General features: G+C 62.8%; 12 protein-coding genes. 6 read left to right on the top strand and 6 right to left on the bottom strand.

Annotated elements, in window-relative coordinates; genetic code table 11:
- Together rfbD and RUW20_RS14985 are read left to right on the top strand one after the other, a co-directional pair.
- Positions 1–789: dTDP-4-dehydrorhamnose reductase (gene rfbD / locus RUW20_RS14990; protein ID WP_313953035.1), on the top strand; the 789-nt coding region annotated here is incomplete at its 5' end.
- 110 nt (positions 790–899) lie between these two features.
- Entirely contained in the window at positions 900–1,700 is an 801-nt protein-coding gene (locus tag RUW20_RS14985; RefSeq protein WP_313953034.1) for a sulfite exporter TauE/SafE family protein, read from the top strand.
- Positions 1,701–1,709: 9 nt separating this feature from the next.
- Here RUW20_RS14985 and RUW20_RS14980 read toward each other — a convergent pair whose 3' ends face one another.
- Together RUW20_RS14980 and RUW20_RS14975 are read right to left on the bottom strand one after the other, a co-directional pair.
- Complete coding sequence (locus RUW20_RS14980; protein ID WP_313953033.1) at positions 1,710–2,489, bottom strand: enoyl-CoA hydratase-related protein; 780 nt, start codon at positions 2,487–2,489, stop codon at positions 1,710–1,712.
- Positions 2,486–3,157, bottom strand: a complete 672-nt coding sequence (locus tag RUW20_RS14975) for a GntR family transcriptional regulator (protein ID WP_313953032.1) — start codon at positions 3,155–3,157, stop codon at positions 2,486–2,488. Before RUW20_RS14975 ends, RUW20_RS14980 begins: the two co-directional genes overlap by 4 nt.
- Positions 3,158–3,357: 200 nt before the next feature.
- On the opposite strand from RUW20_RS14975, the gene scpA reads away from it, so the two are divergent.
- The 4 genes from scpA to accC all read left to right on the top strand — a co-directional run bounded on the left by scpA (position 3,358) and on the right by accC (position 10,189).
- The gene (scpA, locus tag RUW20_RS14970) at positions 3,358–5,526 is read left to right on the top strand and encodes a methylmalonyl-CoA mutase (protein ID WP_313953031.1); all 2,169 of its coding nucleotides are present in this window, start codon (positions 3,358–3,360) and stop codon (positions 5,524–5,526) included.
- Between the two features lie 31 nt (positions 5,527–5,557).
- Positions 5,558–6,556, top strand: a complete 999-nt coding sequence (gene meaB, locus RUW20_RS14965; RefSeq protein ID WP_313953030.1) for a methylmalonyl Co-A mutase-associated GTPase MeaB — start codon at positions 5,558–5,560, stop codon at positions 6,554–6,556.
- A 92-nt stretch (positions 6,557–6,648) separates the two neighbouring features.
- A complete protein-coding gene (locus RUW20_RS14960) occupies positions 6,649–8,181 on the top strand; it encodes an acyl-CoA carboxylase subunit beta (RefSeq protein WP_313953029.1) in 1,533 nt (510 codons plus the stop codon).
- A 19-nt stretch (positions 8,182–8,200) separates the two neighbouring features.
- Complete coding sequence (gene accC, locus RUW20_RS14955; protein WP_313953028.1) at positions 8,201–10,189, top strand: acetyl-CoA carboxylase biotin carboxylase subunit; 1,989 nt, start codon at positions 8,201–8,203, stop codon at positions 10,187–10,189.
- Positions 10,190–10,271: 82 nt separating this feature from the next.
- Here accC and RUW20_RS14950 read toward each other — a convergent pair whose 3' ends face one another.
- The 4 genes from RUW20_RS14950 to RUW20_RS14935 form a co-directional block, all read right to left on the bottom strand.
- A complete protein-coding gene (locus RUW20_RS14950; protein ID WP_313953027.1) occupies positions 10,272–10,715 on the bottom strand; it encodes an ion channel in 444 nt (147 codons plus the stop codon).
- 14 nt (positions 10,716–10,729) lie between these two features.
- The gene (locus RUW20_RS14945; RefSeq protein ID WP_313953026.1) at positions 10,730–11,758 is read right to left on the bottom strand and encodes a DUF2955 domain-containing protein; all 1,029 of its coding nucleotides are present in this window, start codon (positions 11,756–11,758) and stop codon (positions 10,730–10,732) included.
- 10 nt (positions 11,759–11,768) lie between these two features.
- Positions 11,769–12,911 carry an HlyD family secretion protein gene (locus RUW20_RS14940; protein WP_313953025.1) on the bottom strand — a complete coding sequence of 381 codons (1,143 nt, stop codon included), beginning with the start codon at positions 12,909–12,911 and terminating at the stop codon, positions 11,769–11,771.
- Positions 12,908–13,657, bottom strand: a 750-nt coding sequence (locus RUW20_RS14935) for a TolC family protein (protein WP_313953024.1), incomplete at its 5' end; no start/stop codon positions are given. The genes RUW20_RS14935 and RUW20_RS14940, both read right to left, overlap by 4 nt.

Here is a 13,657-nt window from a genome sequence, read left to right as displayed (position 1 = left end):
CTGTGTGGCGATTTCACCAACCTCGCTGGTCTGGCGGCAAGCGTACGCCAGGTCGCTCCGGACCTGATCGTCAACGCGGCCGCCCATACCGCGGTCGACCGGGCCGAAGCGGAGCCGGAGCTGGCGAAAATGATCAACGCCCTGGCTCCCGCCGTACTGGCCGACGAAGCGAAGCGGCTTGGCGCCTGGCTGGTCCATTACTCGACTGACTACGTCTTCGACGGCAGCGGTGACAGGCCATGGCAAGAAGGCGACCCGACCGGTCCGCTCAGCGTCTACGGACAGACCAAGTTGGCCGGCGAGCAGGCCGTTGCCGCTTGCGACCGGCATCTGATTTTCCGTACCAGTTGGGTCTACGCGGCACGCGGCAGCAATTTTGCCCGGACGATGCTGCGCCTGGCGAGCGAGCGCGATCAACTCAAGGTGATCGCCGATCAGATCGGGGCGCCAACCGGCGCCGAACTCCTCGCCGACGTGACCGCGCATGCCGTTCGTGGCGTACAGCAGCGACCGCATCTCGCCGGCCTCTACCACCTGGTGGCGGCTGGCGAGACCAGCTGGCACGGCTATGCCGGGCACGTCATCGACTTCGCCCGGCGGGCCGGCCAGCCCATCCGCGTCGCGCCGACAGCTATCGAGCCAGTGCCGAGCAGCGCCTACCCCTTGCCGGCACCGCGTCCCCATAACTCGCGGCTCGATACGCGCAAGCTGCGGGACGCCTTCGACCTGCGCCTGCCGGAGTGGCAAATCGGCGTCGATCGCATGCTGGCGGAAGTACTCGGGCAATGACTCGGCGAAGGGCCCGGCCGACGCCGATCGACCACCTGCTCGGCAAACCAGGCGACGAATCGTGGGATGATAGAGCTTCTCGTTTTCCCAGGTCCTGAAGGGAGTCGGAATTGCTCTGGTGGCTGGCATATCTCGCGCTCGGTCTGTTCGGCGGCTTCTTCGCCGGCATGCTCGGCATCGGCGGCGGCCTGGTGATGGTCCCGACCTTGACCATGATGTTCGCCGCGCAAGCGGGATTTCCGATAGCGGAGGTTCTCCATCTGGCACTCGGTACGTCGATGGCGGCGATCATCTTCACCTCGCTTGCCAGCCTGCGTGCGCACCACCAGCATGGCGCCGTGCTGTGGCGGGTGGTCGTCCAGATCACGCCGGGAATTCTCATCGGCACCCTGATCGGCACGTTGTTCGCGGGCAGCGTGCCGTCCAAACCGCTGGCCGTGTTCTTCACCGCTTTCGTCTGCCTGGTCGCCATGCAGATGATCTTTGGTCTGAAACCCAAACCGTCGAGAGAGCTGCCCGGCGCAGCTGGCGTCTTTGCCGTCGGCACCGGCATCGGTGCCGTCTCGGCACTGGTGGCCATTGGCGGCGGGTCGCTCACCGTGCCTTTCCTGACCTGGTGCAATGTGCGCGTACAGAATGCCATCGGGACATCTGCCGCGGTCGGCTTTCCCATCGCCGTCGGCGGTTCGCTGGGTTATATCTTCAACGGCTGGGGGCACCCCGGTCTGCCGCAGTGGAGCCTCGGCTACGTCTACCTGCCCGCCCTGGTCTGGCTGATACCGGCCAGCATGCTGATCGCACCGCTCGGCGCCAAACTGGCACACCGCTTGCCTGTGGCCACCTTGAAGCGTCTTTTTGCCGGCATCCTGATCTTGCTCGCGGCGAAGATGGCCTGGGGCCTGTTCACCTAGCGAGGCGGATCAGCGGCCGCAGAAATTCGGCGCGCGCTTTTCGAGAAACGCCGCCAGACCTTCGCGATAGTCGTCGCTATCGAGAAAGGCGAACGAGGCACGCAGTTCGTCAGCGCTGATCGGACGCGCTTCCTGCAGCCGACGCACCCACTGTTTGTGCCAACCGGCAACCAGCGGCGCGCCTTCGCAGATACGGCGCGCACTTGCCTGCGCCTCGCGAACGACATCGGCGTCCGCAATGACACGGGTGACGAGGCCCTTGGCGAGAGCCTCCGTCGAGCCGAGGATGCGACCTTCGAGCAGGATTTCCAGCAGGCTTGCCGGCCCGATCAAGCGCAACAGGCCTTCCATCTCGCCGGGATACATCGAAAAACCGAGCTTGTTGATCGGCGCTCCGAAGCGGGACGACTCGCCGCAGATACGCAGGTCACATTGCGCGGCGATCTCCAGCCCGCCACCGATGCACGCCCCCTGTACCAGCGCAATGATCGGCAGAGGACAGCTGGACAACGCCCGCAGGGCATCCCCCACCTGCGCGTGGTAGGCCATCGCCCGGTCCACCGTATCCCGCCGGCTACGAAACTCCTCGATGTCACCGCCGGCGGCGAAAGCCTGATCGCCGTCGCCACGCACGATGACACAGCGCAACTGCTGATCACGCGACAGATCGCCGACGATCTCGGCCAGGCTCTGCCACATGGCAAAATCGATGGCGTTGAGCTTGCCCGGATTCGACAGGGTGACGGTGGCGACCGCCGTCGCACGCGTGCACAGGATGCGACCGGTCATTCCAGCAACTCCTGATTGGAATGGCATCGGGCCAGGGCCTCGCGTCCGGAAAGAATGTGATCGTGCATCGCCGTTTGTGCGCCAGCCGCATCACCCGCCTTGATCGCCGCCAGGATCACGCGGTGTTCGGCAAGAGACTGCTTCAGACGACCGTCGATGCTCAGCGAAAACAGCCGCGTAAGCTTGAGCACCTTGCGCAGATCCTGGATCACCTGTCGGAGCCGACGGTTTCCGGACATTTCCTGAATGCGCGAGTGAAACTCCTGATTCGCTTCGAAGAAACGTTCGATCTCGTTGCTGGCGGCAAAGTGCTCGAGTCGGGCGTGAATCGCGTCGAGCCCGGCCAGATCCTCGGACTGTGCACGGCTTGTCGCTTCCAGCGCACAACGGGCTTCGAGCATCGCCATCAAGGGGAAGATGTCGTCGAGATCCTGCTCCGAGACCTCGGTCACGAAGCAGCCACGGCGCGGTCGCAAAATTACCAGACCCTCGGCAGCGAGCACCTTCAGCGCTTCGCGCAGTGGTGTCCGACTGATGCCATAAGCGAGCGTCAGAGCCTGTTCGTCGATCCTCGCCCCCGGCGGCAACTCATGCGAGAAGATTCGTTGCCGTAGTCGTTCCGCGACCTCCTGGTAGAGGGCAGTCTGGGCTATTTGACTCGCGTCCATCGATTTCGTCTTCGCTGACTGATTCCAGGTCTCGGCGAGACCTTGCGTTCATAATTATGGATACAGTATTATTCGTCAGACGGGGTGTCAAGCTTTGCGGGCGCCTTTGAGCCATCGCAGCCCTTCGGGTAGGTATAATCCTTGCGTCGTCCGAGACGACAACCCCACCCCATTCCACTGATTCCGTGAAAGGTTCCGTCATGTCCAACGAGAACAATCCTGCAAACGCCGATTCAGCAAATCTAGATCCCTGGAAAAAAGCCGCCGCAAAAGCGCTGCGCGGAGCCGAACTCGACACCCTGAACTGGGTAACGCCGGAAGGGGTCGTCGTCAAACCCCTTTACACCCGCCAGGATCTGGAGGGTCTGCAGTACACCGATACCTTGCCGGGCCTTGCTCCATTCGTCCGTGGTCCGCAGGCGACGATGTACACCGGCCGACCCTGGACGATTCGTCAGTATGCCGGCTTCTCCACCGCTGAAGCTTCCAACGCCTTCTATCGCAAGGCCCTCGCCGCCGGCGGCCAGGGCGTCTCGGTGGCCTTCGACCTGGCTACGCACCGTGGCTACGACTCCGACCATCCGCGGGTCACTGGCGATGTCGGCAAAGCCGGGGTGGCGATCGATTCCGTCGAAGACATGAAAATCCTGTTCGACAGCATCCCGCTCGAGAAGATCTCGGTGTCGATGACCATGAACGGTGCGGTGCTGCCAATCCTCGCCGGCTACATCGTCGCCGCCGAGGAACAGGGCGTCACCCAGGACAAGCTGTCGGGGACCATCCAGAACGACATCCTCAAGGAGTTCATGGTCCGCAACACCTACATTTACCCGCCACAGCCGTCGATGAAGATCATCTCCGACATCATCGGCTACACCGCCCAGCACATGCCCAAGTTCAACTCGATCTCGATTTCGGGTTATCACATGCAGGAAGCCGGCGCGACGCAGGCGCTCGAACTGGCATTCACCATTGCCGACGGCCGCGACTACGTGCGCACGGCGATTGCTTCCGGGCTGGACGTCGACGCCTTTGCCGGTCGGTTGTCGTTTTTCTTCGCCATCGGCATGAACTTCTACCTCGAAGTCGCCAAGCTGCGCGCCGCCCGCCTGCTGTGGTGGAAAGCCATGCAGGAGTTCGAACCGAAGAATGCCAAGTCGAGCATGTTGCGTACGCACTGCCAGACCTCGGGCTGGTCGCTGACCGAACAGGATCCCTACAACAACGTCGTGCGTACGACCATCGAAGCCATGGCCGCGGTCTTCGGTGGCACGCAGTCGCTGCACACCAACGCGCTTGATGAGGCGATCGCCCTGCCGACCGAGTTCTCGTCGCGCATCGCGCGTAACACCCAGCTGGTGATCCAGGAAGAGACGCACATCACCAACGTCATCGATCCGTGGGCCGGCTCGTACATGATGGAAAAGCTGACCCAGGACCTCGCCGACGAGGCCTGGAAGATCATCGAGGAAGTCGACAGCATGGGCGGCATGACGCATGCCGTCGAATCCGGCTGGGCCAAGATGAAGATCGAAGCTTGCGCGGCCGACAAGCAGGCACGCATCGATTCCGGCAAGGACGTGATCGTCGGCGTGAACAAGTACAAGCTCGCCAAGCAAGACGCGCTTGAAATCCGTGATATCGACAACAATGCCGTTCGCGATTCGCAGATTGCCCGTCTCAAGACTGTCCGCGCAAGCCGTGACAGCGACAAGGTCAACGCCGCGCTGGCCGATCTCACCCGCTGTGCCGAAACCGGCGAAGGCAACCTGCTCGACCTGACGGTCAAGGCCATGCGTTTGCGCGCTTCGGTCGGCGAGGTGTCGGACGCCATGGAGAAGATCTTCGGGCGTTTCCGCGCCACCCAGCAGACGGTCTCGGGCGTCTATGGTGCGGTGGTGGACGGCATTTCGAGCTGGGAAACGCTGAAAGCCGAGATCACCAAGTTTAGTGAGGAAGAAGGCCGGCGGCCGCGGATTATGGTCGCCAAACTGGGCCAGGACGGCCACGACCGAGGGGCCAAGGTGGTCGCCACCGCTTTTGCCGATCTGGGTTTCGACATCGACGTCGGTCCGCTCTTCCAGACGCCCGAAGAGGCCGCCCGCCTGGCCATCGAGAACGACGTGCACGCCGTCGGTGTCTCGTCCCTCGCAGCCGGGCATAAAACGCTTCTGCCGGCCCTGGTCCAGGCGCTCAAGGATCAGGGGGCGGACGACATCATCGTCTTCGCTGGCGGGGTGATCCCGGCGCAGGACTACGATTTTCTCTTCAAGTCCGGCGCCAAGGCGATCTTCGGACCGGGCACGCGCATCGAGGATTCGGCGATGACCGTCCTGGCCGAAATCCGCAAGGCACGGACCTCTGCTTGAGCAGAAGCGCCATCAGCCATCGACCATGGATATGACTCACACATCCGCAACCGCACTGGCTCCTGCCGACCAGCACCTCGTCGACGGCGTTCTCGCCGGTCGACGGCGGTCGCTGGCCAAAGCCATCACGCTCGTCGAATCGACGCGCAGCGATCATCACCGTCGCGCTCGGCAAGTGCTGACGGCACTTCTTCCACACACCGGAAACACCGTCCGGGTAGGCATCTCCGGCGCACCCGGGGCCGGCAAGTCCACCTTCATCGAATCCCTCGGCCTCCTTCTGATCGAAGCCGGCAAGCGCGTGGCCGTGCTCGCCGTTGACCCGTCGTCATCGGTCTCCGGCGGTTCGATCCTCGGCGACAAGACGCGCATGGAGTTTCTCTGCCAGCGCGACGAAGCCTTCATCCGCCCCAGCCCCTCTTCGGGTTCGCTGGGTGGGGTGGCCGACAAGACGCGCGAAGCGATGCTGCTCTGCGAAGCGGGCGGTTTCGACGTGATCATCGTCGAAACCGTCGGTGTCGGTCAGTCCGAAACCACTGTCGCCGGCATGGTCGATGCGTTCGTCCTGCTGCAGCTACCCAGCCAGGGCGACGACCTGCAGGCAATCAAGAAGGGAATCGTCGAGATTGCCGACCTGATCGTCTTCAACAAGGCGGATATCGACGAACGTGCCGCAGCCGCCGCACGCAGTCAGATGCGTACGGCGCTGACCATGCTGCGCAGCGCCAGCCCCAACTGGCGACCGCCGGTTCTTACCTGTAGCGCCCTCGGCAAGCGCGGCATCGCCGAGTTCTGGGGCGAAATCGAGCGCTACCAGCGCACCATGACCGAAAGCGGCGAATTCGAGCAGAAGCGTCGCCGGCAGGCCGTGGACTGGATGTGGAGCCTGATCGATTCCGGGCTGCGCCGCTATTTCCGCGCCCATCCGTCAGTGCGCGCCGCGCTGCCCGAGTTGTTGGGCGACGTCGCCGAGGGGCGGACGACGCCGGGAGCGGCAGCGTCCCGGCTGCTGGCCAACATGAAGGAATGATTACCGGGGTCGGATCAGGATAGTCCGACCTGTTTCCGTAGTTCTGATGTATGAGTAGTTCTGATTGACCCGACCGTTAGGGAGTAAACCTTATGCACGACATCATTCGCCAGCTTGCAGAAAAGCGTGCGGCGGCGCGTCTGGGTGGTGGCCAGAAGCGTATCGACAGCCAGCACAGCAAGGGCAAACTGTCCGCCCGCGAGCGCATCGAGCTATTGCTCGACAGTGGTTCCTTCGAAGAATGGGACATGTTCAAGGAACACCGATGTCACGACTTCGGCATGGCCGACCAGTCGGTTCCCGGCGACGGGGTGGTGATTGGCTGCGGTACGATCAACGGTCGATTGATGTTCATCTTTTCGCAGGACTTCACCGTCTTCGGCGGTTCGCTGTCGGAGGCGCACGCAGAGAAAATCTGCAAGGTTATGGATCACGCGATCAAGGTCGGTGCGCCGGTGATCGGCCTCAACGACTCGGGTGGCGCCCGGATCCAGGAAGGTGTCGCTTCGCTGGCCGGTTACGCCGACGTTTTCCAGCGCAATGTTCTCGCCTCGGGCGTGGTGCCGCAGATTTCCCTGATCATGGGGCCCTGCGCCGGCGGCGCCGTCTATAGCCCGTCGATGACCGACTTCATCTTCATGGTCAAGGACTCGTCCTACATGTTCGTCACCGGCCCGGAAGTGGTCAAGACGGTGACCCACGAAGATGTCACTGCCGAAGAACTCGGCGGCGCCGTCACCCATACCAGCAAGTCCGGGGTTGCCGACCTGGCGTTCGAAAACGACGTCGAGGCACTGATGATGATGCGCCGTTTCATCAGTTTCCTGCCGTCGAACAACCGCGAGAAACCGCCGCGTCTGCCTTCGCAGGACTCGGCCGATCGGCTCGACTTCTCGCTCGACACGCTGGTGCCGGACAACACCAACAAGCCGTACAACATCAAGGAACTGATCATCAAAGTGGCCGATGACGGCGATTTCTTCGAACTGCAGCGCGAGTACGCCAAGAATATCGTCATTGGTTTCGCGCGCATGGACGGCTCGACCGTCGGAATCGTCGCCAACCAACCGCTGGTCCTCGCCGGTTGCCTGGACATCAAGAGCTCGATCAAGGCAGCGCGCTTCGTGCGCTACTGCGACGCCTTCAACATCCCCGTGGTCACCTTCGTCGATGTGCCCGGCTTCATGCCCGGCACGGCGCAGGAATACGGCGGCATCATCAAGCACGGCGCCAAGCTGCTTTACGCCTACGCCGAGTGCACGGTGCCGAAGATCACCGTGATCACCCGCAAGGCCTACGGCGGCGCCTACGACGTGATGGCTTCGAAGCACCTGCGTGGCGACGTCAACTTCGCCTGGCCATCGGCCGAGATTGCCGTGATGGGTCCGAAAGGTGCGGTCGAGATCATCTTCCGCGAGGAGAAGAACGATCCGGAAAAACTGGCGGCACGTGAAGCGGAGTACAAGGAAAAATTCGCCAACCCCTTCGTCGCCGGTGCGCGAGGCTTCATCGACGACGTGATCATGCCGCACGAAACGCGCAAGCGCATTTGCCGCTCGCTGGCCATGTTGCGGGACAAGAAACTGGAAAACCCGTGGCGCAAGCACGGCAACATTCCGCTTTGATCGACGGGGAGAAATAGAGATGTTCAAGAAAATTCTGATCGCCAACCGCGGCGAAATTGCCTGTCGGGTCATGAAGACCGCCAAAAATATGGGCATCAAGACGGTCGCGGTCTATTCCGAGGCTGACAAGGACTCGATGCACGTGCTGATGGCTGACGAGGGAGTATGTATCGGCCCGGCCGCATCGAAGGAATCGTATCTGGTGATCGACAAGATCATTGATGCGTGCAAGCAGACCGGCGCCGAAGCAGTGCACCCGGGCTATGGCTTCCTCTCGGAGAACGAAGAGTTCTCGCGCCGGCTTGAAGAGAACGGCATCACCTTCATCGGCCCGAAGCACCATTCGATCGCTGCCATGGGCGACAAGATCGCCTCCAAGAAACTGGCGCTGGAAGCCAAGGTCAACACCATCCCCGGCCACAACGCGGCCATCGAGGACGCCGCCAAGGCTGTCGGCATCGCCAAGGATATCGGTTACCCGGTAATGATCAAGGCCTCTGCCGGCGGTGGCGGCAAGGGCCTGCGTGTCGCCTACAACGACACGGAAGCTTCGGAAGGCTTTGATGCCTGCCGCAACGAGGCGCGCAACAGTTTCGGCGACGATCGCGTGTTCATCGAGAAGTTTGTCGAGGGGCCGCACCATATCGAGATCCAGATCATCGCCGACTCCTTCGGCAACACCGTCTACCTGCTCGAACGCGAGTGTTCGATCCAGCGGCGGCACCAGAAGGTGATCGAGGAGGCGCCGTCGCCGTTCATCGACGACAGCATCCGCAAGGCGATGGGTGAGCAGGCGGTAGCACTGGCCAAAGCCGTGAACTATCAGAGCGCCGGCACCGTCGAATTCGTCGTCGGTTCGGACAAATCGTTCTACTTCCTGGAAATGAACACCCGGCTGCAGGTCGAGCATCCGGTCACCGAAATGATCACCGGCGTCGATCTCGTCGAGTTGATGATCCGCGTCGCCGCCGGCGAGAAACTACCCTTCGTGCAGTCTGACATCAAGGCCAACGGTTGGGCGATGGAGTGCCGGATCAACGCCGAAGACCCTTTCCGTGGCTTCCTGCCGTCGATCGGCCGACTGGTCAAGTACCGGCCACCGGAAACCGTCGAAGGCGAGGTTCGGGTCGATACCGGCGTCTTCGAAGGCGGCGAGATTTCGATGTACTACGACTCAATGATCGCCAAACTGATCTGCCACGGCTCGACCCGCGAGCAGGCAGTCGAACGCATGCGCGACGCCCTCAACGCCTTCGTGATTCGCGGCATTGGCTCGAACATTCCGTTCCAGGCGGCGCTGATGCAGAACCCGCGTTTCCTGTCGGGGATCTTCACCACCTCGTTCATTACCGACGAGTTCCCCAACGGCTTCGTGGCCTCCGACGTAGTACACGAGGACCCGGGCCTGCTCGCCGCAGTCGCCGCTTTCGGCCGTCGTCGCTACATCGACCGAGCGGTCCAGGTCAGCGGCCAGATGCCGGGACACGAGCGCAAGGTTGGCAGCGAGTGGGTCGTGCAGATGGAGGGGAAGGATTACCCGGTGGTGGTCACTTCGATCCCTGGTGGTTACTCCGTCACCTACGGCTCGGATCGCTACGATCTGGTGTCCGACTGGAAGTTCGGTGAACTGGTCTTTCACGGCACCTGCAATGGCACGCCACTGTGTCTGCAACTCGAACGCATCGGTCTGCTCTACCGCGTCGTCCACTTCGGCAAGCAGGTCAAGGCAACGGTGATGACCGCCAACGCCGCCCGGATGCTGGCCCTGATGCCGAAGAAGGTGCCGCCGGATCTCTCCAAGTTCCTGCTCTCCCCGATGCCCGGCCTGCTGCGTGAGGTCTCGGTCAAGGCTGGCGAACAGGTCAGTGCCGGTGAAAAGCTTGCCGTCATCGAGGCCATGAAGATGGAGAACGTCCTCCGGGCCGAGCGTGACTGCAAGGTCAAGAAGGTCGTGACCGAGCCTGGAGAAAGCCTGTCGGTCGACCAGGTAATTCTCGAATTCGAGTAAGCCTGAACGGGAGCCACCCCAGCTGCCATCGAAGCCCGCCGTCAGGCGGGCTTCTTGCGTTCAGCCTGGCCACACGCAGTCACTACTTCTTCTCGCCGGCCACCAGATGCACCTTGATCATGTGCTGCAGAACCGACATCAAGGCCGCGCTGGTAATGGCGAACATCAACACACCGTTGGCGGCCTCCAGAGGGCCCAGCAATTTCCGCTCGTCGCTCATGACAAAGTCGCCGTAGCCGAGCGTGGTGAAGTTCACCGCCGAATGGTAAAAAGCCGCGTGCATGCTGTCGAACTCTCCCAGGACGAAGAAGACCGCTCCCCAGATCGCCATCTGCAGGAAGTTGCCTGCCATCATGACCACCATCACCACCATCAGCGGGCGGACGCCAACAAGAAATCCACTGCCGGACAGCTGCCGAGCTGATAGCCGAAGGTAGTACTTGACCACCCAGAAAGTCACCGACACCTGCAGGATCAGGCATGCCAACATGGTCGGCAGGCCAATCGCCAGATCAATCAAAATCATGCCGTGCCCTCCTTTCAGCTACGATCGAAAAACAGCGCCTGCGATCGCGAAGCGCGCCAGCGCTCCAGAACCCAGACCGTTGCCCAGGCATACAGCGATACCCCGACGAAGAGAAGGACACGACTCGCCGATGCGGCCAGAACATCGCTGCCGTTGGCGCTATCTTCGATCGCTGGCCCGAGCAGGATGAGCATCGTCATCAGCGCGTTGCTCCAGAACGAGGGACGAAACGTACTTGCCTTGACCCCGAAAATGCGCGCACCGCTCCACAGGGCGGCGCCAGTGATCCACAGCATCAACATCCACAGGTTGGGCCACAGCGACAAGCCGAACCAGACCAGCATCGCCATCCAGGCGCCCATCAGCGTCGAGCCGACCAGTTCCCGCCCCGCCGATCGGGCTCGGGCAGAACCCGCCTGCTGCGCCAGCGCCACCGTCTTCATGATTGCTGCGAGATAGAAAGACGGATTGCTCAGGGCCAGGACGAATACCGGCAGGACGATCAGCGTTGCCCGCAGGGCAATCCAGCTGGCCGCCTCGCGTTCGATTGGCGGTGGCTTTACGGCCATGCCCGGCAGTTCGGGAGGGTCGGGAAAGAAAGCGTGTGAAACGCCATTGACCACCACCCCGACCAGAACCCCGGCGACCAAAGCGACGCTGATGACGGTCACCAACGCCTGCTCCGCCACCCCGGCGACCGGCACCAGGGTGAAAGAGACGACCAGAATCATCGTCAGTGGATTGGCACTGCGCAGGCCAAAAAAGAACAGCGCGTAGAGCACGGCGCCAGTCAGCATGACGCCACTCAGCGCATAATGCTGCAACAGCGGCACCATCAGCACGCCGCCGACGAGCAATACGCCGAGCAACAGGGCGACCACCATACCCTTGAGTATCGGCAGCGGCGGCCCCGGCTTGCAGAGCATCATCACCGCCAGCAGACAGACCACGAAGGGCAGCGGCAGCGCCAGGCCATAGGCCAGCAGCACCGCCAGAAACAGTCCGCTGGCCAGGCGCAGAACAGCCTTGTCGGCGCGTGCCATCAGCCGCTGCTCAATAGAGATACGAGAGCAGGCTCATCAGCCTGATATAGCCAGCCCCGAGGAAATTCATCAGCGGATGCTCGCCGGTATAGACCAGCACCTCGGCCTGGCCGCCAATCCGTATATCCGGCAAGCGCTTGCCTTCGGCGGGGTCGAACTCGATCGCCACCGGAAAGCGCTGCGCCTGCCGCAGCCAGTCACGGCTGTTGTCGATCGTCGGCAACGTCCCCGGCGAGGTCTGCTTGCCGGAGCTGACGCCGCTGCCGATGCTGCGCACGCGGCCCTTGAACACTTCGCCAGGCGACACGTCGAGGACGATGGCGACCTCGTCGCCAGCGTCGACATTGCCGAGGTTGTTCTCGGTGAGGTCGGCATTGATCCAGAAATCGTGGATCGTGATCAGGGTCATCGCCGGCGCTCCGGCTTGGGCAAACAGCCCGACTTCGGTACGCAGATCGGTGACCAAACCGCGGCCGGGCGCCACCACCCGGGTGCGCTGCAGGTCAAGCTCGGCCTTCTCGATCGCCGAACTCGCGCTCAGCAACTGCGAGTTGTTTTCATCGCTCTCGCCAGCGGACTCCTGCGCCCGGCGCAGGTCGGCCTCGGCCGCCTTTTCCTGACTGCGCGCCTGCACCCGCGTCGCCTGCGCGCTCTCCAGGCGGCGCACCGAAATGGCGCCGGGGTCCTCGGCGTAGAGTGTTTCCTGCCGCGTCGCATCCTTCTCGGCCTTGACGTGATTGGCCTGCGCGGCCTGCAGCGAAGCCCGCGCGGCCTCGACCGCCGCACTCGCTGCATTGACCGAGCGGCGCACCGATTCATAGTCCGAGCGCGCGCGTTGCACGGCGATCTGGTACTGGCTGGGATCGATGTCGAAGAGCGGCTCGCCAGCTTGCACGTCATCGTTGTTCTTGACGTGTACGCTCAGCACCTTGCCCGCCACCTCGGCCGCCACCGGCACGACAAAAGCCTGCACCCGGGCTTGCGAGGTGTAGGGCGTCAGGCGATCGGCAGCAAAATACCAGAGCAGACTGGCGACGATCAGCGCGACGACAATCAGCGAGCCGATCCGCGTCCCGGCGCCGGGCTTCTCGGGAGGTGGCGCCGGCGCCACGGGCGCTGGCGCCTCGGTGGACCTTAGGGCTTGTTCACTCATGGCTCTCTCTCAAGGTTTTGCACGCCCGCCGGCAAGGAACGCGCAGCGGGCGGCAGGGGCGTGCTCAACATGTCCTGCCAGTCGCTGCGCTCGCCCATCGTCTCGCGCGTCGCGTCATCGAGCAAGGGACGGCTGCGTCCGGCCTGCCAGCCACCGCCCATCGCCTTGTAGAGCGCAATCAGGCTCTTGGCGACATCACCGAGCGCGCTGACCTCACGCTCCTGCTGGCTGAACAGCGCGCGCTGCGAATCGAGTACCCGTTCGAAACCTGTCAGACCTTCGCGATACTGGATGTTGGCAATCGCCAGCGAGCGCCGCGCCGCGGTCACCGCTTCGGCAAGCAACACCGTCTGCTCACGGCCTTTGGCAAAAGCAACGGCGGCATCGTCAACCTCACGGGCAGCACTCAGTACCGTTGCCTGGTACTGCTCGAAAAGCTGCTGGAAGCGTGCATCCTGGACCAGGACCTGATTACTCAAGCGGCCATGGTCAAAAACGTTCCACGTCAGGCTGGGGCCGATTGCCCAGTCGAAGGTGTTTCTCGAAGCGCTCAAGGAGGTCCCCGAGACGCCCAACGACCCCAGCAGACTGATCGCCGGATAGAGCTCGGCCTCACTGACGCCAATCAGTGCCGACTGCGCCGCCAGTTGCATCTCGGCCGCCCGGACATCCGGACGGCGGCGTAGCAGATCGGCGGGCATGTCCGAGATCAGCTCCAGTTGCGCGTTCGGAATACGGCCCCGACC

Source organism: Accumulibacter sp., assembly GCF_032229525.1.
GTDB lineage: Bacteria > Pseudomonadota > Gammaproteobacteria > Burkholderiales > Rhodocyclaceae > Accumulibacter.
The sequence above is the reverse complement of the archived record's forward strand: the minus strand, read 5'-3'. Positions and strand labels throughout refer to the sequence as shown.

What these genes read in the sequence shown, in the direction of transcription:
- meaB (WP_313953030.1), top strand. Translation starts at nt 5,558, where the DNA reads ATGACTCACACATCCGCAACCGCACTGGCTCCTGCCGACCAGCACCTC.
- RUW20_RS14940 (WP_313953025.1), bottom strand. Translation starts at nt 12,911, where the DNA reads ATGAGTGAACAAGCCCTAAGGTCCACCGAGGCGCCAGCGCCCGTGGCG.
- RUW20_RS14950 (WP_313953027.1), bottom strand. Translation starts at nt 10,715, where the DNA reads ATGATTTTGATTGATCTGGCGATTGGCCTGCCGACCATGTTGGCATGC.
- scpA (WP_313953031.1), top strand. Translation starts at nt 3,358, where the DNA reads ATGTCCAACGAGAACAATCCTGCAAACGCCGATTCAGCAAATCTAGAT.
- RUW20_RS14975 (WP_313953032.1), bottom strand. Translation starts at nt 3,157, where the DNA reads ATGGACGCGAGTCAAATAGCCCAGACTGCCCTCTACCAGGAGGTCGCG.
- RUW20_RS14980 (WP_313953033.1), bottom strand. Translation starts at nt 2,489, where the DNA reads ATGACCGGTCGCATCCTGTGCACGCGTGCGACGGCGGTCGCCACCGTC.
- RUW20_RS14960 (WP_313953029.1), top strand. Translation starts at nt 6,649, where the DNA reads ATGCACGACATCATTCGCCAGCTTGCAGAAAAGCGTGCGGCGGCGCGT.
- RUW20_RS14945 (WP_313953026.1), bottom strand. Translation starts at nt 11,758, where the DNA reads ATGGCACGCGCCGACAAGGCTGTTCTGCGCCTGGCCAGCGGACTGTTT.
- accC (WP_313953028.1), top strand. Translation starts at nt 8,201, where the DNA reads ATGTTCAAGAAAATTCTGATCGCCAACCGCGGCGAAATTGCCTGTCGG.